Consider the following 21,895-nt stretch of genomic DNA (forward strand, 5'->3'; position numbering starts at 1 on the left):
GTTTATTCCTAGTCCTGGTCGCTATAACTACGGTTTTGAGCTGAAGTGACAGATTGCTGCCAATTCTTTAATTTTTGATCCATTAATAAACCAACAGCCTGAGTATCAGAAACCCCAGAAATATGAATCTGTGCCGGTGCAAAATGATTGATTGATGTTTTTGCTTGAGGCAAGCGTAAAGGTACGATCGGCTGCGTTTGAATGGTTTTAGTGGGGATCGTGGTTCCAGCCGTTGCAGTATTACTAAATTGTGGAATTTGAGGAATTTTTGGAATATTCACAAAGGGGATTTTGTTCAGTCCAGTAATGAGCGTATTGACAGCGCCAATCACTAGTCGAATCGGTGAAAGTAAATGATCAACAATACTCGCTCCCACGGCCACTACACCGCTTTTAAAGTTTTCCCATGCTGCCATAGCAGCGCCAACAAATATCACGATTTTGGCTGCAGTCTCGCCCAACCATCTGCCAATAGTCACAAAGGATTGGATAAATATGCCTGCAAGTAGACCAATAAATTCACCCAATATTTTGCCGTAATTGGTCGCATTTTGAAGCTCTTGATTGGAGGCTTGCATAGGTGTCAGTATTTCCCCCAATATGCCTTTAAATGCGGTCCAAGCACCTATCAGCGCATCCCAAACCGGCTGTAAGGGTGCGAGTATGGTTTTGATGTTATTAAATGCGCTACGAATTGCATCTATGGCAGGCGTAAGGCCAATTTTTAGACCATCCCAAAATCCTTTAAAGAATGCTTTGATCGGCCCCCAATATTTATAGATGACAAATGCGAGCAGGGCGATTGCTGCAATAATCCAAGTCAAAGGATTGGTAAGTAGGGCAATGCTCATTGCTCGTAACCCTACAAGCAATAAGGGAATCGCACGACTGGCCAAGAAAGTAAAAGCGCGACTTACAAGTTGAATGGTTTTTGCTATGAGTGTGAAACGGCTCGGTAGGCCGATACCTAGCTTGCCTGCAACGGTTCGCAATATAAACATTAAAATAGCAAGCTTGGTAATGCCTGCAATCACGCCAACAATGGCCCCAAAAAATAAGTTGGTGGTGTATCTAATACTTAACATCGCCACTTTAAACATGATCAATTGCATAGCAATTTTAGCAAGGGTACGAACAAGCTCAGGGTTTGCATCCACCCAATTTTTAACTCGATCAATGATCTCTGTAACTTGTTGGATGAAAGTACGTAAGTCATTGCCAAGCACTTTTTGTATGGAAATACTAAAATCTTGCCAAGCACCACCCATATTTTCGATATCACCTGAAAGATTGTCTTTTAAAATCGCAGCAGCTCGTGCAGCTGCGCCTTCAGAGTTTTCGAGCTCACTTGTGAGTTGCTTAATCTTATTTACAGTTTTGCCTGTGTTTTCATCAAGTATTGCTGTTTGATCAACCAATACAGCCATTGCTGAAGCAGCTTCGACACCTGAAATATCTGAAATGAGTTCTAGACGTTTTTGAGATCCCATACCTGCAGTGGATTTTCGAATATCATCCAAAATATCAGACATATCACGCAGATTGCCTTTAGTATCTACTGTAGTGACATTTAACGACTCAAGCGCTGCTTTGGCTGCTTTTGGTGGTGATGCTAAACGCAACATGATGCCACGAAGCGAAGTACCGGCTTGAGTATCAAGAATATTATTATTTCCCAATAGGCCAGCCATTGCGGTGGTTTCTTCAATACTTGCACCATATTGCTTGGCAACAGGTGCAACATACTTCATGGTTTCCCCTAAACCTTGAACACTGGTTGCAGTCGCATTGGTGGACTGTAAAAATATATCATTAACTCGGTTGATATCTTTAGCTGCTAAACCGAATCCATTTAGTGTACCTATGGCAATTTGCGCTGCTTCAGCAAGTTCGACCTTGCCTGCTTCAGCCAATTGTAATGTACCGCCTAAAGCCTCATGGATCTGCTTCGGATTAAAACCGCCTGAACCTAAATTGAATTGTGCCTCTGCAGCTTCCTTTGGGCTAAATGATGACGCTGCGCCCCATTTACGCGCATCATCCTCAAGCATTTTCATTGTTTTGCTATGTTTTTCTAAATCTAAAACTGCCTGAACACCACTCATTTGTTTTTCAAACTCAAGGGCAGGTTGAAAAAACTTATAAAGTCCTGCGCCTGCAGCAATACCGCCTATGGCCATGCTTTTAAATTCTTCTCGCATTGCTGCTCTACTTTCAGCAAGTTTGGCATTCCATTGATCTGTTTTATTGAGGACTGCAGATAATGCATGATCAACATGACCATATTCAGTCACCAACATTTTTGTTGCTGATCGAACGGCATGGGAATATTTTTCTGTTTGTTTTAGGGATTGATTATATTGTTGTGCATCTGAACCGCCCAAAGTTCGATTTAAGCGGTCAATGCTACGGGTAAGGTCTTCAATAGAATTTTCGGTGTCATCCGAATTCTGACGAATCATTTTAAGAGGACGAGTAGCTTCATCCACGATCATTAAAATTGCACTTAGACTTAGACTACTCATATTTTTACCTGGTCAATGATTAACTTCAGAACGTGCGCTCGCTCGTTCATTCCATTGCATTAATTCTTCTATTTCCCAATGTTCACAATCTTTCGGTGTCCAATGGAAAACCACAGCAAGATTCGCTATGACGTCATCAACGCTGCTTGGGATTTGGCTTTCGCACTGACTAAAAAACTGGTGAGCTCCACGGTTAAAGTGGTGTAGTCAGACACATCCATGGCGTTTAATTCAGCCACATTAAGGGCAGGTTGAGTGACACGGGTAAGTACAGTATTCACCGCATTAATTTCCCACTTGAGCACATCTTGTAGGCTTAAATTTCGTAAAGTCCCGACGTTGGGTTTACGAATTTGAATTTCAGTAATTTGAATCTCACCACGAATGATGGGGTTTTCTAAAATCGCTGTTTTAACATTCGGATCTGTGATGGTTTCTGAATTAAGTGCTTGAGTGGTTTTTTCAGTTGCTTTAGTCATGATTTTCTCTGATTTAAATATAGAAATGATGGGTAAAACTTGGTCTATTAAAGACCAAGTAATTTTTTGATATCGGCAACGAGATTACTGTCACCAAAGCGTTCAATACCTCGAATGAAATCAAGTTCAACTTCGATCACACCATCGACTTCCATGCGGTAATAGGTGTAGTTGTAAGCCATTTTAATTTCAGTTTTATCACCATTTTTTGATGAACCAGGATCAAGCTCCAATGCTTGGCCACGCATATAAATTTCGACATTTTGAATCTTGCAGGTATCTTGATTCTCATAAATGCCGACAAAGCGCACAGGTAAATCGTTGGTCCCACATACCCCCAATTGTCGGTATTGTTTGACGTCAAAACCTGCATAGGTCACTTCACCTTCAAGTTTTTCATAGCCCATGGCCAAAGCGACATCACCGATCATGCCTGCGCCTCGGAAGTCTTCAGTCTTTTTAGTGATTTTAGGGATATTGAAGCTTTCGGCTACGGTTGCCCATGAATGCATATTGACGAAGACATTAAAATTTTTAAGTGTTCTTGGTAACATGCTTAAACTCCTTCTGTGGTGTTTGCGCCATTGATCAACTGAGCAAAGTCGACCAAGTATCGACCTGTGATACGTTGGTTTAAGCCTAGATTTTCAAGTGGTGGAATAGGGGTGTAGTCATAATCGACCCACATTTGCCCTTGCTGTAATTGTGTTGTTGAGTTCTCATTCGGGTCATACCAAACCGATGCACCCAATAGGTGTTTTTCGCCGACATGCTCCTGAAGCTCTGCATCAATTGAATCAATAATGTCTTTGGCCAAGAAAGGCGTTAAGGGTTGATCAACAAAGGGGAAACAGCCATTAATAATGGTATCAAGTAGAAAATGGGCTGTTCGTGTTGAGACTTCAAATGCAAAGTTAGGATCTGCAGAACAAGTGCGGTTGCCCCAAAAACGAAGGCCTTGATGTTGAATAAGCGTTGTGATTTCTTTGCTGTTTAGATAGCCAGCGTCAGTGTCAGGATCTTCTAGATCCCAAGTAATAGGGCGACTGATTCCTGTTGGTCCAGTCACTGGAATATTTGAAAGTGATTTATGCCAGCCGACTTTTTTGTCAGTTTCAGCTCGTAAAGCAGCAGCAGCCACGACGGCAGAGAGGATGCCTGGTCCGTATGTAAGTTCCATATTAAAGTCCTAAAAAGTTTTGAACACCACAAGAGTGAATTTCAAAAGGGCTAACCAATGGTGTCGCAGAATCTTGTCTTTTTAAAAAATCAAAAAAATCATATTCAGCGTTCAAAGATTTTTTTAAAGTAATCGTCGCAGCGCTTTTTGTTGTAGATCCATCACCCCCCATAATCCAACCACGATAGGATTGAAAATATGCAACTCCACCACCGCCACCCGTGAGTAATTGTTGACTGCTTTCTACAAGTGAAATTCGACGAATAATCGTTTCAAATTCTTCTTGTGTACTGTTTGTGCCACTATCAAATTTTAAGACCTGATTTTTTAAATCAATGTTTTCTACAGGGATGTGAAGATCATAAGTAATCGTATATTGAGCCGTTGTTGGTAAATCCATCGCAACATCTTGAACCGCAAAATACGATGGATCACATTGGCCTTTCGACTTTCCCAAGAAGACATTTCCACTGGTAAACTCTGGCCAAATCAACATGATTTCACGATCTGAAAGTGTGTCTCGATAGGCTGTAACGTCTTGCATGGTTTCAAGCATTACCCCGAACATATCCCGTGGGGTGGCATAAGAGAAGGCACGAATTTTTTTATTGATGGCTGCCAAGGCTTGGACAACTTCAGGGGTTTCTACATCCGGTGCAATGTTAATTTTTGGCGTGATTCCCAAGATTGATTTTGCAGTCAGCAATGCTTGGATACCTGTGCGTTGACCTGTTGGTAATGTGGTACCAATGACCAGGCTTTGATTAAAAGCTTCGCCTTTAAACGGGTCTTGAATACGAATAACCACCAATGTTGGAGAGGTAATCGCGGACATGGTTTCTAAACAAGCTCTTAAATTACCTTCAGTCCCTGAAGCTGCAAGTGCTCGATTGATTGATGTCACTAAAGTCGGTGTGTCGAGTGGAAAAACATTCTCATCTGCATCATCCGAAAAGGCGATGAGTCCGATGACATTGGTGTCAGCATCTCGCATCGGGATGATGCCTGACGTGGGTTCTCTTTTGGATATCCCGTGATGAAACTCAGCCATGATTACTCCAAATATGTTGTTTTGGCAGATTTGAAGTCATCATGCGGTTTGAGATTTTATAATTCTATAAGTTCGATCCTGTTTAAGTCTTAAACAGGATTTTTGCATTTGGTCAGTTTATTGGTTGAATGAAATTTGCATAAATATCCCAAGCCGATTTATAGGCATCTACTGAAGCAGCAGGCACATATATTGTTTCTAACGGATTATTGGAAAATGATGCAAAGGTTTTGCCTATGGTAGGTGGGATCATGCTTAATGCAGTCACAGTTTTGATTTGATTATTTGCAAATGCATAACTATCGAGTTCGATTAAATTTGTGGGTAAAACGATTTCGCTGATTTGATTATTTGCAAAGGTATTTTGTTTAATCCGTTGTAATGACTCAGGGAAAACGAGTTTTCCTGAAATCTTATTTTCGTAAAATGATCCATCACCAAGATATTCAACACCCTCATAAACAACCACATGGGTAATATTTAAGGATCTGAATTGTTCGAATTCTGCACCTATTAAGTATTGGGTATTTACGATTCCATTAATGGTGTAATCGATACGTCCACCACTGGGCTGAGGAATATTATTCCCTTGAAGCACATTGCCACTGGTAAATTCAGGCCAAATCAGCATGATTTCACGGTCTGAAAGGGTATCTCGATAGGCTGTAACATCTTGCATGGTTTCAAGCATTACCCCAAACATATCCCGTGGGGTGACATAAGAGAAAGCACGAATTTTCTTATTGACGGCTGCCAAAGCTTGGACAACTTCAGGGGTTTCTACACCTGGTGCAATATTAATTTTAGGTGTGATTCCCAAGATTGATTTTGCAGTCAGTAAAGCTTGGATACCTGTGCGTTGGCCAGTTGGTAAGGTTGTACCAATGACCAAGCTTTGATTAAAAATCTCACCTTTGAATGGATTTTCAATACGGATAACCACAAGTGTTGGAGAGGTAATCGCGGACATGGTTTCTAAACAAGCTCTTAAATTACCCTGAGTTCCTGAAGCTGCTAGTGCGCGATTGATTGATGTCACTAAAGTCGGTGTGTCGAGTGGGAATACATCCTCATCGGCATCATCTGAAAACGCGATGAGTCCGATGACATTGGTGTCAGCATCTCGCATCGGAATGATGCCTGAAGTGGGTTCACGTTTTGATATTCCGTGATGAAACTCAGCCATGATTACTCCAAATATATTGGTTTTGTGGATTTGAAGTCATCATGCGGTCTGAGATTTTAATATTCTATAAGTACAATCCAGTTTAAGTCTTAATCAGGATTTTGCTTTTATGCAGTGCGGATCCAAACATCGACCACCATGGATTTTTGCACGATATTATGGGCTTTATCGCCACCAATCTCGTTAGTTTTCAAGTCAGCAGGCTTATCAGTTGAAAAATTAAATGAGGGACGTGCAGTACCAGGGCTGTCGGTTGTTGTTGCATCGATATTAATGCGATGTTTTGGTAATTCTTCAATGCTTAATTTATGGGTATATTCGCCCCCGGTGTTGCCTATTACTTTCATAAAACTAGGCGCAAGTTCATTACTTTCTAGGGCACGGCTGACCAGGGCATGACCATCACCCGACTTTTGCCATTCGCCATATCCTTTATGTTTATTCACTGCATCTGAATTATTGAATAAGATTGTGGTGATGAATGGATCGCCAATGGCAATATCATGTCGGCTTAAAAGGGTTTCTTTTAGACTATTGATTTGATCTAAAACCCATTGTTTATTTGCAGTGACAACGTGGGAATCAATTTCGACTAAAACTTGAGCGCCTGAATCTGCTTTAATTTCGGTGACAATTTCAAGTTCACCACCTGCACCTTCAGCAATCACCGGTTTGTATGCGCCATGATAATTACCAATATAAACCAGTTGGCCAGTGGCATCGATAAAGCCATATTCATGCATATTGAAACCACCGATATTTGCTTCAATCGTGGCAGAGACTCGTGCAGTTTGCCCTAGTACTTCAACAGATTGAATAGGAACTCTGGCACGTTCATTGACTAAAGATGTTCGGCTTTTTTGGTCAATAGGTTCATAAGGTTGATTATTTGCATCACCAATCACCATTGCGGTGAGTTGAATGCTGACAACATTATGAGCTTGAGCAATCAATGATGAACCGTACTCAGTCAAAGCGACATAGTATTTTGCAGCCATAATTTAAACCTTATTAAATTGTAGATAGATAAACGGTTGCACCAGTATGTGATGCACCAACAACATTAAAATGACTTTCTGTTTTAACTTTTGCAGTGATTGAATAAGCATCTCTTGCCGATTTTGTTGCTTCAATAGCCGTTAATACTTGAAGTAATTGGTCAATCGTTAGCAGGTAACTAGTCGGAATATTGACTATAAAAGTAAATGGCGGTTGTTTTGGGATGAGCGCATGCCAAGGGGTTAATTGGAATTGAGGGACGACAGTTGAAAGTAGACTTTCAATGGAAGATCGGGTGCCACGTTGCGCATTGAAAGCCTTACTTTCTGTGATGGCATTACGTTTTTGTGATTCGGCCCAGTTAGGCTGCCAATACTCGACACGGTGCTCCCATGCAAGCCAAGGTAAGTGAGCAACAGGGCAAAGATGAATACGATGTAAATCAACAAAAGGGACGGGAAGTGCAGTAATTTTTTCACCAAGCTGCTCAATATTTTTTTCAAGTTTTGTGGCGTTGGGAGGCAAGAGTTTAGACATCGCGAAACTCCGTAATTGTTAGCGTTGTGCCAGTACATTTTGCATACCGGCTTTTGGCTAAAATGATGTCACTCGCTGGCGCAGTCAAAATGACATTTTGTACACCAGCCACATGTAGAGCGTGATAAATTCCGCTGCGAGTGACGTCATACCCCAAAGCATTAACCATTTTAATGTAGGTGTTGAGGGCATCTTCAGCAGCCGTTTGAACTACTGCAGAATCAGGACCAGGGAATAAAACTAAAGTGGCGTTTACCGCCCATTCAAAAGGTGTGGCTGCTTTTATAGTTACGGCATCTGTAAAGGGACGCTTAGTACCAGGATCTAATGCGACATCGATAATATTGAGTAAAGTTTGAGGCGCAACATCATCAATATGACTTTGTACAAAAATATCAACGTATCCAGCTGCAGGCGTTTCTACCGCAATATCCTTAACATGGCCATGTGCACCTAAACCCCAAAATTGATATGCACCGACTGAACCTGCAGATTTACTCTCAGGCTCTAACTGAACTCGACGACGCAAATCTTCGTCGTCCTCCATAACAGCTTCGACAGGTGGGTTTGCGGTAGGATCTGCTTCAATAATGGTTTTTCGATAAACATTACGGTTAGCTGCTAAATGGTCTAAATCTGCCCCTTTTGCATAAGCCAACATGAGTGCTTTTGCTTTGGCATTAATCTGGGAGGTTTTAAGCAATAAGCGATAAGCAAAGGTTTCAAGTACTTTAACGATTGGCTCACTTTCAAAATTTAATACTGGCGCTAGTTCGGGATCTCTTGCGATGAGATCTTGTTTGCATGCATCTAACTCCGCTTCAAAGTCGAGCTGCTCTATAACATTTGGAAAGGGTAAAGCAGAAAGATCGATACGATTTGAACTCATGTAGCTGCCCCGATTAGAAATTCTTGTTTAACTGTTTGAGTACCTGTAATGGTCTTAATATTGCCTAGAATGGTAATCAGCCAATAGCCCACAACAGCAGCAGCTTGGCTAACTTGAACTTGACTAATTTTGATGCGAGGTTCAAAGCGAATCAGTGCAGTCGCTGAGGCATTCATAATCTGAAGCTTGGTAAAGTCATTACAGGGTTGATCGATCAGATGCGGAACAAGTGAACCGTAATTTCTTCGACATAATCGAGTACCGATCAAGGTGCTAAGAATGTCATGCATAGATTGATATAAATGCTCAGGAAATGAATCATTATCAGTAATTGCTTTACCAGTGCTTCGATGCATACCTTTCATTGAGTTGGTCCTCCTGAAGTGTCTGTACCACCTTTCACACCTAAAGTTTTATGTGTAGTTAAGCTAATGTTTTGGGCGATGACATCCGTATCAGAGGTGATATCTTGTTGGGCGTGGATGCCTTGTGTAACGTCCAATTTTTTTTGAATTTTGACCTGACCAGTAAATTCAGTTTCAGGAACATCAAAGGTGCATTTGCTTAATTTAAAAATGGCTTCGCCTGAAGCGACATTGACAACAAAAGAATGTTCGCCTAATTGAATATAAACCTCGTCAGGGTCTACGCTTGGAGGTGGGAAATCTTCAGAAAATAAACTGATTTGCGGTACCGAATTAGTTAGCTCACCGCCTTGAGCTGAAACTGAAAATTGTTCTCCGATCGATGGACAGCGCCAAATTTTAACAACGCCTGCAGCCATGGTCGGAATAGGAATCCAATCAGTCTCATTTTCATCAATTTTTAAGCGAATTTTCCATGCTGAAGCATCGACTGCTATTACAGTTCCAATACTGGAAAGGTTTTGAAATTGGCGTAAAAGTTGATTGCTCATGATGATTTAAACGTAAAAATGCCCATGCTTGAAATCATGGGCATTTTGTTTTTAAAGTGCGAGGAATTGAATCCTGTTTAGCGCTTAATCAGGAATCTTGAAATTGGTAATAATGATTTCTTTACCATTATTTTCATCTTCAGATTGAGAGTTGAGTGACCAACGAATTTTTTTAGTTTGAAAGTAAAAGCCTTTAAACAATTCACGCACTTCAGGCACATCATTAAGGCTTAAAATAAATTTTCCTTTGATATTTCGTAAAATATCATTCAGTTTTGAAAAATCATCTCGGCTAAAAATATCTTTACCATAATAGTTTTCGCAATTGTAATAAGGTGGATCTAAATAGAATAGAGTGGTCGGACGATCCATTTTTTGAATCAAAGTATCAAAATTGCGATTTTCAATATTTACCTTTTGTAATCGCTGATGAATTATAGACAAGGTTAATTTTAATTCATCACCTAATTTTAAATGTGGTTTACGTTCAACATGTGAAAAGAAATTTGGTGCCGCGACTTTTGCTCCAAAGCAGTTTCTCAATAAGTAATAAAATCGAGCTGCTCTTTGAATGTCCGTTAATGTTTGAGAGTTTGATATTTTTAATCGTTCAAACTCATCACGACTGATGAGTTGGGTTTCAAACTCTTGCACCAGGGCGTCAGGATGATATTTAAAAACGCGATATAAATTTATAAGGTCGCCATTAATATCATTGATAGTTTCAAGTTTGGAGACTGTTTTTTTAAACAGCACCCAACCTGCACCACCAAATACTTCACAGTAATGATGATGCTCAGGCATCATGTCAATAATAGTTTTGGCCAATTGAGATTTACCACCAATCCACCCTGAAAATGAATGTCCTGAAGGATTATAGGAAGGTTTTGATACTTCTTGGTTTGGGTTAGTTTTCGGGGACATAATGTCTACTCCGTTGGTAGCTCAAGGCTATCTAACCTGACGCTCTAGGCGTTCCAATGATTCAGCACTCGGCAACGAGTGCACTTGATTTCTAGATGTACTGTGATCTTTTCAATACGACCTAGTAATTTTCCGCATTTACATCTGAGTTCAATCATATTCTGAAGAATCTCTCTAACTCCGTTTCAATCCATTTTTGATCATCTTGACTAAAACCAACCAATTCACGAATTGGGTATTTAGTTGGTTTTGCATGATCAGTAGGGCGGATCGTTTTTCCCTCCTGGTGTACTTTCGCAATTTGGGCTGTACGTCCACCAAAACCTACTGAAGCTTTATCGGCTGAATATTCTGTTTTTAATTGTTGGCCAATCTTTTTGAACATATCACCTTTACGCTTAATACTTCCAATTTGATCCCTTTTTCTTGGCGTAAAACGATTACCGTTTGGATCTCTTTGCTGACTAATTCTGTCTTTAGATCGTATTCTTAATCCTTGAGCTAAACGACGCATTAATTCTCGTCGTTGAGATGGCTCTAAGTGCTGAAGATATTGATCAAACCAACGATTTAAAGCAGCAAAAGATTTCATTATTCGAATCCTTTCGGAATGAATCCACCTCGTAAATCACTCCATTCCAACGCAGGGCAAATATGATAGCCCTGGTCATCTATTACCACTTTATCCCGTTGTGGAAAGTCAACTTCGAGGTCAAAGGTATCATTATCAATAATTTCAGAACTAAATGAAATTTGTAGATCATTGCCCGTGGTGTCTAAATGCAGATTTTGAGTTTTAAGCCAACTCCGAATTAGCATGATGACTTCAATCGGATCTAAGCGATAATCAAGAAATAAAAGCCGAACGGTATAATCCATATAACCTTTTGCTTGTGTGCCATTCACAATAAATAAATGGCATTTGTCTGCAGTCATACTCGGCAATTTTTCTTGCAAAAATGTTTTTAAACCGATCAATGCGATCATGATTTAATTATCCAATGCTGCATAATTTAACTGGCTTGCAACACGTAAGGTCCAACCTTTTCCATAGCGTGGCCAAGTGCTTAAACTTGTATAATATTTCAATCGTTCTGCATTAAATTTCAATAAAATATCATTCAAATCAGCTTTATTAATGGCTTGAATTGTTAAGTTTCCGATGATGCCATCATCTAACACGCCTACAGCCAATTGTAGTTTACGTTTGGCGGTTCCCATGCCTGCATTAATGGCAAAATCCCAAACTTGAAAGACAAGGGCAGAGTCGATTTGATCGGCATTGATCTTGTCCCACCAATCCCGTTTATAAATGTTTTTGGCTTGTTCAAGGTTTAAACTTTTAATATCTAAATCAGGATAAGTCATGGCAGAAATACCATACTTTGTGCCGTTGAGTTGACCTTTACCAATTACACCAGTCGTCCAATTGCCACGGTCTTGACGATCATTTGTAAATTTACCTTCATGGCCAATGAGACGTTCAAAGGCTTGATCAAATGTAAGTGACATGATGATTTCCTTATTTATTGAACATTGCAGCAAAAGCAGCTTTAACTTCAGCAATAATTTCGCTAAAGGTTTTACCTTTGAGTAACTGCATAGATTGATACCAAATACCAATCAGCAACATGCCAAACACGGCAAAAAGCAACATCACAAAACCTTGAGCCATATGTGAGTATTGCTGTAATTGATAATATTCAATGCAAGCAGCACCACCATATAAACTGATAGTTACGCTAATCGAAAATTTTAAAATCACACCAACGGTGATTTTTATACGACCTTGGGTGTCAATATCACCACTTAAAATCAAGGCGAGAATTGCGCCCATGATCGCTGCAATAATTTTAAAAAGCCATGGTAACCCCTTAATTGACAGCGGATCATTCATCGTTTTCCCCTTGAGGGAAGTTAAGTGTTCAAACATAACTAATCCCATAATTTAATTGTCTGAGGCCGTTGAGCTTGTACCAGTTCAGGTAAATTAATGATTTGATGTTCTTGTAAAACGACTTGTTGCAAATTTGAGTTTGCTTCAAGCAGTGCAGGCAGCATGACTATCGACTGATTGCCGTAATAGCGGTAAGCGAGTGAATCAAAAGTATCGTTTTGCATTGCTTTGATTTGATTCATATCAATTTCACTCGATTACGTTTTGGTCTGCCTTTACTGATTAATTTACCGACGCTGTAATTCACTGTTCGACGTAAAGCTTGCGTTTTAACTTGTTGATTTTCACCCCGGGTTTGTCCCGTTGTTGTGGTATCAAAATCTAAATTATCTTCACAAATCAGTGCAGCCGCTTCATAGCAAACTGCACGTTTGTAATATCGAATTTGAGTATCAGTTTCGATATTAAGTAAAAGTGTTTGATCATTAATGTTATCCATGGCGAGCATGATTTTTTCAGTCAGCAGTACTTCGCCTTTGGATTTGTCTAAACGCACCTGACCCAACAAATCTAAAATACTGACATTGGGACGCATTGGATCAGGATTTTCGACTTCATTATCAGGAACAGGTGCATTTAGTAACATTTGACCTACTCCGCAGCCGTGGTGGAGTCGGTGGACGCAGGTACTGAGGCATCGGCAGTTTGATCTGCAGATGTATCAGCCTGCGAGCCGACAGTGGCGTCGGGAGACGACTCGGTTGTTTGCTTACTCAATCGTTTTTCAAGGGCGGTAAGATCTTTTTTACAGCCGACTTTATCATTGAGTCGCAAGGCATTTTTATAGGCATTGAGTGCTTCAACAGGCTGCGCCTCGTTTAATGCATCCCCAAGCGCACGGTAAATTTTGGCACGGGCTTGATCGACCATTTGTTCACCAACACCCAACTCAATGATTTTTTTAATCAGTTCAGCATGGGCAATGGCAAGGTCAGAATCATCACAAAAATCTATAGCGGATTGCTCTGTAACGAATTCTGCAATGCCACGGCTGTAGCCTTCAGGCATCACCATTTCATTTAAAATTGCATATTCAGCAATACGTACCGCAAGTTCATATTCGCCTGCATCTACGGCCCAAATCATTAAAGTCACTAATGTTGTATTTTGAGCTGAAGGGGAAACAGCTAGGCAACCATCGATGTAACCAAAATATTCAGGAAGCCATTCTTTTTTCTTGGCTATTTTTTCCTGAGTTGATTTGATTTCTTTCAATTGGTTCATGTGATTGAACAAGCGCAGCTCAATATTTGCCGTTGGTGAAGTTGATGTGATAACGGTTTTATCACCTTCAGGTGAAGCAGGAGTAACACCCATAATGACCGATTTACGTTTTAGGCGTGGATCTTGGCTTTTTGCTTGTTGTTGCGCTTTGATTGCGAGCATCTTTTCACGATGCTCACGCATTGAATTCGTTGCCATTAGTCTTGTACCTCAATGTTTTCGATAAGAACTGCCTTTGTATAGTCTTCCACCACAAAATCCTCATTCACGGATTGGAAGTCCACAGCACGATCCCATTCAGGCTGTTCAGCAATAGAACGCATTAAAGTACCTGACTGAAGGTAAATTGATAGATTGTCAGGCGTCGTAATTAGAATGGTTTTTGCAGGGAATTTAGGCACATGCAGGGCACGTAAAGTACCAAGCTGCTTATTGGCATAGATTGTACGAGCAGCCAATTGTTCCGTTGGATCTTGAATGGTATTCAGCAATGGTAAATATTTATCGCTGAGTACCCCACGGCCACAAATTGCGATTAAACCGCTATCACGATGTTGTTCTGCGATGTATTCTTCAACTGCAAATTCAACTAAACCATCCAGTGTTTTAAACTCATTGCCTGCGCCAATTTTGGTGACAAGTTTTCCTGTACCGTCATCAACGCCTGCATAATGTTGCTCAGGCGCATTGTCACGAATCTTTTGTAGCCAACCTTTTTTTACATCTTGTAAAAGGGGATTAGCCACACGGTCAGAAGTTGGCGCACGATATAGGCCATTAAAACCAATACATAATTTATCCAATGCTACTGCACGAACAACCATAGATTGTAATTTGGCTTTAAAGTTTGGATGGTGTTTCCATGCATTTAGTAATGACCAGTAATAGGCGACGTCATAGTTAGTCTGAGTACAATCATATTCATCTAGTAAATCGAGCGAACCGACTGCGGTTGGTGCACGTGCTTTGACACGAGTATCAGTTGTCCCTGCAATGGAAGTACCTACAAGCAGGGCAATTTTTTCACCTTTTGCATTGTCCACTGGAAATATATTAATTTGCTTTAAAAAATCTGCTGCTTCTTGATAAGCAGCAATGATTTTTTGTTCAGGGACAGGCTGAACTGCAAATGTATATCTAACGTCTTCAACATTATTTGCACGAGCAACATCGGCCATATAAGCAGATAATTTTGTACGGGCAATGGGATTAAGAGCGACTGACATATTTATTTGTATCCCTATTAATAATCAACTTTGTCAGCTTCACCGCCTGCAGCTGCAGGTGGAAGATTGACTGGAGTCGTTGAAAGTTGGTTGAATTGAGTTTGTAAGCCTTGAATTGATTGCAAAATCGGTTCGAGTACTTTGCTTAAATCATCTTGTGGCGCAGCTGCAGGTTGTTCTGTGGTTTGAGCTACAGGCGTTGTAACAGGTGTTGTAGTTGTTGCAGGTGCCGGACTCAATGTACTGAATTTCTCATTCAAGTCTTTGATCGATGCAAAAACAGCAACAAGACCTTGGGTAACCACCTTTTTAAACTCATCTTCACTTTCAGTCGGCTTTGACGGTGTGAGTAAGGTTTTAAGTTGTTCTAATAAACCTTTTTGATCGGTTGGAACTGAATTGATTTCAGTTGGAGCTGTCAATGACATGTAAATCTCCGAATCGGGTTGAGTGCGTAAAGAAAATTGATTTGATGAAAACTTAATAGCTTGAGTTCCCAGTGATGCAGGTTGATCAGTCATGCCAAGACCGACTTGATAGGCTTTATTTGTCCCTGCAAAATTGCGATAAAACTCAATTGAGGGAAATATTTTCTGTCCATTTTTATTCATGGCCACAAAATTTGGTAAGGCAGAAATTGTGTTGTAAAGACAAAGTTTTCCGCCTTCTTCAACAGCTTCAACTTTGATAATGTCGCCATATGCATTAAATGGTGGTTCAGGTGACCAGCCAGCAAAATGCTCAATGTTGATGCGCCCTGCATAATGTTCAGGATTGTATGTATCGGCCATGTCTTGAATTTCTTGACGACTCAATTCACGACCATCGACCGTTTGACCTTCACGGGCAACTCGAAAGCGTTTTTCTACACGTCCTTCTCCTGGTAGTCCCATTATTTAAATTTCCATCTATGTTTCTGATGTATGCAGTCTGCTTGTGATGACAGGGAGGTCGCAACGATCTAAATCCTGTTTAACGCTTAATCAGGATTTTGTTATTCGTTGAAAATGAACACATAGCGCTACATTAAGCGCATGAATACATCACATCCTTTGACTTTCGAGAATCTAAACCCACGGCAACATGGACGAATCCTATTTGCGATGGGCATGACTGTGTCTGAAATCTCAAAACAATTAGAAGAAAATCGGGCAACGGTAGAAAGTTGGAAGCAACGTGATAGTTGGGAAAAAGCAGATTTATTCGATGATCTAACGATAGGTTTAAAAGTTAGATACTTAGCGCTGACTTTTATGGAAAATAAAAGTAATGCCAACTATAAAGAAATGGATTTTATCGGGATTCAATTTGAACGTTTTGCTCGAATTGAAAAATATCGCGCAGGTGGAACACAAGCAGATCTCAATCCAAAATTAGAAAATCGCAATAACAAACCGAAAAAACGCAAACTTAAAAATCAAATTACTGAAGATGATTTGGCATTGCTTGAACAAGCATTTCAAGATTTTTTATTTGTTTACCAAGAGGAATGGATGGATGCAATATCCTGGTCTCGAATTTTTATTTTATTAAAATCTCGTCAAATTGGTGCGACTTTTATCATTGCGTTATGGGCATTTATTGACTTACTTAAAACAGGTAAGAATAAAATTTTTATGTCAGCTTCAAGAGCACAGGCATATCAGTTTATTGAGTACATCAAAGCTTTTTGTTTGGAAGTTGTTGGCATCGAATTAACAGGAGATCCAATTGTTGTCAATGGACCCAATGGACAAGCAACTCTATATTATTTAGGAACAAATGCGCTTACAGCACAAGGACGCCATGGTGATGTCATTATGGATGAGTTCTTTTGGATTCGTAACTTCTTAAAATTCAAAAAAGTCGCTTCAGCGATGGCTTCACAAAAGATGTATAAGCAAATTTATATGTCGACGCCATCCAGCATTTTGCATGAAGCTTATGCGTTTTGGACGGGTACTGACAGCAAGCGTAAATTACCAATTGAAATTGATGTCAGTAAAATCGCATTAAAAATGCCCGTCAAATGTGCGGATAGAAAGACTCGTCAAATTGTGACTTTGGATGCAGCCGAAGAGAAGGGTTGTGATCTTTTTGACCGGGATGACTTGCTAGCCGAGTATGGTGATGAAGAGTTTGCCAATTTATTTGATTGTGATTTTATTGATGATTCAGGTTCTTATTTTCCACTCAAAGATATTATTCCTAATATGGTGGATTCATGGGAAATTTGGAACGATTTTAATCCGACTCAAACACCACATTATGACGGTGAAGTATGGATTGGCTATGATCCGTCATTCACAGGTGATAATGCTGCACTTGCAGTCATTGCTCCACCGCAAACGCCTCTATCCCCTTATCGAATCTTAGAAGTAAAACAGTTCAAAGGGCAGACTTCTCAAGAACAAGCGCTATATATCAAAAAAGTTTGTGCACGTTACAACGTCACTTTTATTGGAATTGATAACACTGGTAATGGTCTTTCTGTTTCTGAATATGTGTCTAAATTTTTCCCTGCACTCACGAGATTGAACTATAACCCTGAATTAAAAATTCGTATGGGGCTTAGAGCCAAAGAGTTATTTCAAAAAAGACGACTTAATTTTGATGCCGGTTTAACAACTGTCGCCAAAGCCTTTCTTTCTATTAAAAAAGCCATGACCAGTGGTGGTGGTAATAAAACTTTGGTTACAAGTCGCTCTGCTGAAAATGGTCATGGTGATTTGGCTTGGGCAATTATGAATGGTTTAGAAAGAGCACCGATTGTCGATATTACCGATCCATCTCAACAAGGCGCAACACGTAGCCGAATCAGAGTATTTAAATCATGAATATAAAATCTATGCTATCTCAGCAGTTGGATCGTTTACGTGTGTTGCCAACACATCAAACAGCAGCTGCTCCAACCAGTAAAATTATATGTAAGAATTTTGGGGAAGCGCAGCCTGTTTTAGACGGGCATGACCTATTCGAATATGGCTATTGTCCTAAATGGCAAGATTGGTACGAGCTTCCATATGACATGATGGCCACGGCAAAATTATTTCGTGCAACTAGTCACCACACCAGTGCTTTAATTGTAAAACGTAATATCTTAACCAGTGATTACATTCCTCATCCTTTATTAAGTCGGCATGAGTTTAATGCTTTGGCTTTGAATCTTTTAACCTTTGCCAATTGCTATGCACATATCAAAAGAAATCGCTTCAATGGAATTGTTGGGATTGGATCTAGACCAGCACTTAATATTCGTCGTGGTTTAGATTTATCCAGTTATTACCAACTAGATTGGGATCAAAGCAATAATTATAAATTTGCGCCACAAGATATGATTCATGTTTATGAATCCGATATTGGTCAAGAAATTTACGGTGTGCCTAATTATTTGAGTAGTATTAATGCAATTTTATTAAATGAAGCAGCAACGTTATTTCGTCGTCGTTATTATAAAAATGGTGCACACGCAGGATTTATTTTACATATGACAGATGCTTTGCAAAGTCAGCAAGATGTCGATGATTTAGAAGATTCACTGGAAAATTCAAAAGGGGCAGGGAACTTTAAAAATTTACTTGTTTATACACCTGGTGGAACGAAGGACGGTGTTAAAGTAATTCCATTAGCCGAAGTTGCAGCAAAGGATGAATTCTATAATATTAAAATTGCCAGTCGTGATGATCAACTTGCCGGGCATCGCATACCACCTCAACTCATTGGAGTTGTTCCACAAAATGCAGGTGGATTTGGTGATGTTGAAAAAGCAGCTAAAGTTTTTTATTACAATGAAATTGTGTATTACCAAAACCTACTAAAACAAATTAATGAAAGGTTAGGGGCTGAAGTTATAAAATTCAAAGAATATGAGCTTTTATTACCTAGTAAGTAGTTAGATTATTAATTTGTAGATATTTTGGCATAAAAAAGCCCGACATCCTGTCGGGCTTTTTTACGTAATTGATGCGTTGGTCTGACTCCTGTCGTACCTTTACATTCCTTGTATCTTATCTTGTTATTCTTGTCTGGAGCATCCTGCTCTCTATGTGTCTATAATAAAAAATTGTATTCAATCCGTATATTGGCTAAATCCTTCAATGATTGTACGCCTAAGCGTACAACACGCTATGTTAAATAAAATTACTCTACTAATTAAAGTAAAGTGGAAAATAGTAAGGTAATTAAATTAAAGAAATAGTAAAATCACCCTATGCTTATGATTATTAGATGAAAGGTATTTTATGATAACCCTTGCTCAAGCTGAGATAAAATTAAAGAAATTTGTACAAGAACACAAAGCTGAATTTCATACAAATCAAAATGAAGCTCAAACTAGATTTTTTATAATCGACCATCTTTTATTTGAATGTTTAGGATGGGATAAAAATTTTGTCGAAGTTGAAAATAATGAAGAAAATAAATTTACTGACTATGAGTTAGGTAAACCCACCCGATTAGCTATATTAGAAGCAAAAAGAGAAGGAAAGATTTTTGAGATCCCTGCATATGATAGTAAATCATTAACATGTGATATTAGATCTTTAATTAAGATGTGTTCAGCAACTGAAGATACTATCGATCAAGCCATTAGTTATTGCAATCAGCGAGGAGTTCCTATAGGAATTATTAGTAATGGTCATCAATACATTATTTTTATAGCTTCTAGACAAGATGGGATATCTATAAAAGATGGTAAAGCTGTTGTATTTAAAAGTCTTGAACACTTGGCTGATAATTTTAAAGATGCTTGGCAGATTATGTCATTCCATGGAATTAAAGAAAAAAATATATATAAATATTTAAAACCGGACTTTGAGTCGATACCATCAAAACTCTCATCTAAACTAAGAAATTATCCAATCGTTCGGTATGGAAGCGAGCTACAGTCTACTCTTAGACAGTTAGCTGAAATATTTTTTCAAGATATTGTTGAAAATGAACAGGTTGAAGAACGATTTTTTAAAGAATGTTATTGTGAAAGCGGTGCTTTATCAAAATATTCGTTACTTAGTAAAAATATTCTTGAGGCAAGATATGCTTCTTTATTTAATCAATCTGAAACAGCACCATTTATTACGCCAGTAAGAGAAAAGAAAAATAATAATATATCTCCTGATATTTTATCTGAAGCTTTATCACGTAGACCTATAGTCTTATTAGGTGATGTTGGTGTTGGTAAAACATCTTTTGTAAAAAATCTTATATATAATGGTGCATATGAAGAGTTTAAAAGAGCTTTTTATATTTACATTGACTTAGGTTCAAGTGGTGCTCTTACAAATAATTTAAAAGACTTTGTTCTAGAAGAAATTGAAAAGCAACTTTTAGAAAAATATAGTGTAGATATTAATGACTATAGTTTTATTAAAGGTGTGTATGCATCGGAAATAAGTCGTTTCTCTAAAGGTCTTTGGGGGCAAAAGAAGGAGTCAGATCTAGCTTTATATGAGACTAAACTTCTAGAAATGATAGCTAATCTTTGTGAAAAAAAAGATGCACATTTAAAAAGATCAATTAATACAAGAGCAAAATCAGAAAATAGACAAATAATCGTTTGTCTAGATAATGCAGATCAACGTGATTATGAGGTACAACAAGATACCTTTATTATTTCACAGGAATTAGCTAAAGACTGGAATACAACAGTTTTTATTTCAGTTCGTCCGCAAACATTTTTTAAATCAAAGAGATCGGGAGCATTGTCTGCCTATCCTCATAAGGTTTTTACTATCTCACCTCCTCGAATAGATTTGGTAATAGAAAAAAGATTATTGTTTGCACTAGGAATGGCTGAAGGTAAAATTCCATTAGAGATAGCTAACTATGTTCAAGTAAACTCTAAAAATTTAGCAGTCTTTTTAAAGGTTTTAATTGATTCCTTAGCTAATAACAATGATTTGAAGGAGTTTTTAACGAATATAACGGGAGGTAATATTAGGAATGCGATAGAACTAATAGTCAATTTTATTGGTAGCCCAAATGTAGATGCTCAAAAAATTATTGATCTCACAGAAAGAAATTCTGAGAATAAAAAGTATATTGTACCTCTCCACGAGTTCACAAAATCAGCCCTTTTAGGTGATTATTCTCATTATAATGCCGATACGTCAATTGCAATGAATCTATTTGATGTTTCAACATCTGATACATATGAGCATTTTTTGACTCCGATTTTATTAGCATTCCTTTGTTCGGATAACTCTAAAAAAGATAAAGATTCTTTTTTCTCATTGAATATTCTTCAAGAAGAATTACAAAATAATGGATTTACAATTAATCAAATTCACTATGCAATTAGACGATGTACAAATAGAAAATTGATAGAAACCTCGCAAAGAATAACATTCGATGAGGATGATAAAGGATTACTTATTGGTGATATGCCTGATAACTTTAGGATTACTACTATAGGTGCATATCATTTGAAAAAGTGGATGGGATCATTCACATATTTAGATGCAATGGTATTTGATACGCCTATTTTTAATGATGCTATTAATGAATCATTGGTCACACATCTAGAATCATTGTCAATTAGTGATCGCTTAGAAAGAACCCTAAGTTTTAAACAATATCTTCAAGATTTATGGCGGAATTATCCACATAAACCCGAATATTTTGATCTATCAAATAATTTTGAAGATAGCTTAAATACTTTTGAACGTGTAATAAGAGCAGTAGAGCGTGAGGAAGTAGTAAGTAATTAGATTTATCACATATGGTTTACTTATTGTAGACTTTAACCCCTAATTTTATAAATACTTATGATCATTAAGTTTTTCTAAAATTAACATAATACAGCTTATGCGAAACCAAAAATGGG

General features: G+C 38.6%; 25 protein-coding genes. 3 read left to right on the forward strand and 22 right to left on the reverse strand.

Going from position 1 to position 21,895, the window contains the following annotated elements; translation table 11 throughout:
• Positions 1–8 precede the first annotated feature (8 nt).
• From AC4CUY_RS02255 to AC4CUY_RS02360, 22 genes are all read right to left on the reverse strand, one after another.
• Positions 9–2,525 carry a phage tail tape measure protein gene (locus AC4CUY_RS02255; RefSeq protein ID WP_483770327.1) on the reverse strand — a complete coding sequence of 839 codons (2,517 nt, stop codon included), beginning with the start codon at positions 2,523–2,525 and terminating at the stop codon, positions 9–11.
• Between the two features lie 12 nt (positions 2,526–2,537).
• Positions 2,538–2,639, reverse strand: coding sequence for a GpE family phage tail protein (locus AC4CUY_RS02260; RefSeq protein ID WP_483770326.1), 102 nt, complete (start codon positions 2,637–2,639; stop codon positions 2,538–2,540).
• A gap of 11 nt (positions 2,640–2,650) precedes the next feature.
• Entirely contained in the window at positions 2,651–3,004 is a 354-nt protein-coding gene (locus tag AC4CUY_RS02265; RefSeq protein ID WP_483770325.1) for a phage tail assembly protein, read from the reverse strand.
• A gap of 47 nt (positions 3,005–3,051) precedes the next feature.
• Positions 3,052–3,558 carry a phage major tail tube protein gene (locus AC4CUY_RS02270; RefSeq protein ID WP_483770324.1) on the reverse strand — a complete coding sequence of 169 codons (507 nt, stop codon included), beginning with the start codon at positions 3,556–3,558 and terminating at the stop codon, positions 3,052–3,054.
• Between the two features lie 2 nt (positions 3,559–3,560).
• On the reverse strand, positions 3,561–4,184 hold the full coding sequence (locus AC4CUY_RS02275) for a phage tail sheath subtilisin-like domain-containing protein (RefSeq protein WP_483770323.1): 624 nt from the start codon (positions 4,182–4,184) through the stop codon (positions 3,561–3,563).
• Position 4,185: 1 nt separating this feature from the next.
• On the reverse strand, positions 4,186–5,235 hold the full coding sequence (locus AC4CUY_RS02280; RefSeq protein ID WP_483770322.1) for a phage tail sheath protein: 1,050 nt from the start codon (positions 5,233–5,235) through the stop codon (positions 4,186–4,188).
• Positions 5,236–5,347: 112 nt separating this feature from the next.
• Entirely contained in the window at positions 5,348–6,421 is a 1,074-nt protein-coding gene (locus AC4CUY_RS02285; protein WP_490773616.1) for a leucine-rich repeat protein, read from the reverse strand.
• 107 nt (positions 6,422–6,528) lie between these two features.
• On the reverse strand, positions 6,529–7,419 hold the full coding sequence (locus tag AC4CUY_RS02290; protein WP_483770320.1) for a phage tail protein: 891 nt from the start codon (positions 7,417–7,419) through the stop codon (positions 6,529–6,531).
• Between the two features lie 13 nt (positions 7,420–7,432).
• Positions 7,433–7,957 (reverse strand): phage tail protein I, encoded by a 525-nt coding sequence (locus AC4CUY_RS02295; protein WP_483770319.1) that lies wholly within the window; start codon positions 7,955–7,957, stop codon positions 7,433–7,435.
• A complete protein-coding gene (locus AC4CUY_RS02300) occupies positions 7,950–8,846 on the reverse strand; it encodes a baseplate assembly protein (protein WP_483770318.1) in 897 nt (298 codons plus the stop codon). Before AC4CUY_RS02300 ends, AC4CUY_RS02295 begins: the two co-directional genes overlap by 8 nt.
• On the reverse strand, positions 8,843–9,211 hold the full coding sequence (locus AC4CUY_RS02305; protein ID WP_151803182.1) for a GPW/gp25 family protein: 369 nt from the start codon (positions 9,209–9,211) through the stop codon (positions 8,843–8,845). The genes AC4CUY_RS02300 and AC4CUY_RS02305 overlap by 4 nt, the downstream gene beginning before the upstream one ends.
• On the reverse strand, positions 9,208–9,762 hold the full coding sequence (locus AC4CUY_RS02310) for a phage baseplate assembly protein V (protein ID WP_483770317.1): 555 nt from the start codon (positions 9,760–9,762) through the stop codon (positions 9,208–9,210). Before AC4CUY_RS02310 ends, AC4CUY_RS02305 begins: the two co-directional genes overlap by 4 nt.
• 84 nt (positions 9,763–9,846) lie before the next feature.
• The gene (locus tag AC4CUY_RS02315; protein ID WP_483770316.1) at positions 9,847–10,686 is read right to left on the reverse strand and encodes a DNA adenine methylase; all 840 of its coding nucleotides are present in this window, start codon (positions 10,684–10,686) and stop codon (positions 9,847–9,849) included.
• 154 nt (positions 10,687–10,840) lie between these two features.
• Complete coding sequence (locus AC4CUY_RS02320) at positions 10,841–11,278, reverse strand: phage virion morphogenesis protein (RefSeq protein WP_483770315.1); 438 nt, start codon at positions 11,276–11,278, stop codon at positions 10,841–10,843.
• Positions 11,278–11,673, reverse strand: coding sequence for a phage tail protein (locus AC4CUY_RS02325; protein WP_483770314.1), 396 nt, complete (start codon positions 11,671–11,673; stop codon positions 11,278–11,280). Before AC4CUY_RS02325 ends, AC4CUY_RS02320 begins: the two co-directional genes overlap by 1 nt.
• 3 nt (positions 11,674–11,676) lie before the next feature.
• Positions 11,677–12,198, reverse strand: a complete 522-nt coding sequence (locus AC4CUY_RS02330; protein ID WP_483770313.1) for a glycoside hydrolase family 108 protein — start codon at positions 12,196–12,198, stop codon at positions 11,677–11,679.
• Positions 12,199–12,208: 10 nt separating this feature from the next.
• Positions 12,209–12,583, reverse strand: coding sequence for a hypothetical protein (locus AC4CUY_RS02335; RefSeq protein ID WP_096733105.1), 375 nt, complete (start codon positions 12,581–12,583; stop codon positions 12,209–12,211).
• Positions 12,584–12,621: 38 nt separating this feature from the next.
• A complete protein-coding gene (locus AC4CUY_RS02340) occupies positions 12,622–12,825 on the reverse strand; it encodes a tail protein X (RefSeq protein ID WP_224964779.1) in 204 nt (67 codons plus the stop codon).
• Entirely contained in the window at positions 12,822–13,229 is a 408-nt protein-coding gene (locus AC4CUY_RS02345; protein ID WP_483770312.1) for a head completion/stabilization protein, read from the reverse strand. Before AC4CUY_RS02345 ends, AC4CUY_RS02340 begins: the two co-directional genes overlap by 4 nt.
• A gap of 5 nt (positions 13,230–13,234) precedes the next feature.
• Positions 13,235–14,065: a phage terminase small subunit gene (gene gpM / locus AC4CUY_RS02350; RefSeq protein ID WP_490773617.1), complete on the reverse strand. Its 831-nt coding sequence runs from the start codon at positions 14,063–14,065 to the stop codon at positions 13,235–13,237.
• Positions 14,065–15,093 carry a phage major capsid protein, P2 family gene (locus AC4CUY_RS02355; RefSeq protein WP_483770310.1) on the reverse strand — a complete coding sequence of 343 codons (1,029 nt, stop codon included), beginning with the start codon at positions 15,091–15,093 and terminating at the stop codon, positions 14,065–14,067. The genes gpM and AC4CUY_RS02355 overlap by 1 nt, the downstream gene beginning before the upstream one ends.
• A 17-nt stretch (positions 15,094–15,110) precedes the next feature.
• Positions 15,111–15,986 (reverse strand): GPO family capsid scaffolding protein, encoded by an 876-nt coding sequence (locus AC4CUY_RS02360; RefSeq protein WP_209826850.1) that lies wholly within the window; start codon positions 15,984–15,986, stop codon positions 15,111–15,113.
• Positions 15,987–16,127: 141 nt separating this feature from the next.
• Here AC4CUY_RS02360 and AC4CUY_RS02365 point away from each other — a divergent pair, with 141 nt between their 5' ends.
• From AC4CUY_RS02365 to AC4CUY_RS02375, 3 genes are all read left to right on the forward strand, one after another.
• Complete coding sequence (locus AC4CUY_RS02365) at positions 16,128–17,909, forward strand: terminase large subunit domain-containing protein (RefSeq protein ID WP_483770309.1); 1,782 nt, start codon at positions 16,128–16,130, stop codon at positions 17,907–17,909.
• The gene (locus AC4CUY_RS02370; protein WP_483770308.1) at positions 17,906–18,964 is read left to right on the forward strand and encodes a phage portal protein; all 1,059 of its coding nucleotides are present in this window, start codon (positions 17,906–17,908) and stop codon (positions 18,962–18,964) included. The genes AC4CUY_RS02365 and AC4CUY_RS02370 overlap by 4 nt, the downstream gene beginning before the upstream one ends.
• Before the next feature lie 349 nt (positions 18,965–19,313).
• Positions 19,314–21,779 carry a hypothetical protein gene (locus tag AC4CUY_RS02375; protein WP_490773618.1) on the forward strand — a complete coding sequence of 822 codons (2,466 nt, stop codon included), beginning with the start codon at positions 19,314–19,316 and terminating at the stop codon, positions 21,777–21,779.
• Positions 21,780–21,895 lie beyond the last annotated feature (116 nt).

The sequence above is a fragment of the Acinetobacter sp. 778_lipA genome (genome assembly GCF_058242985.1).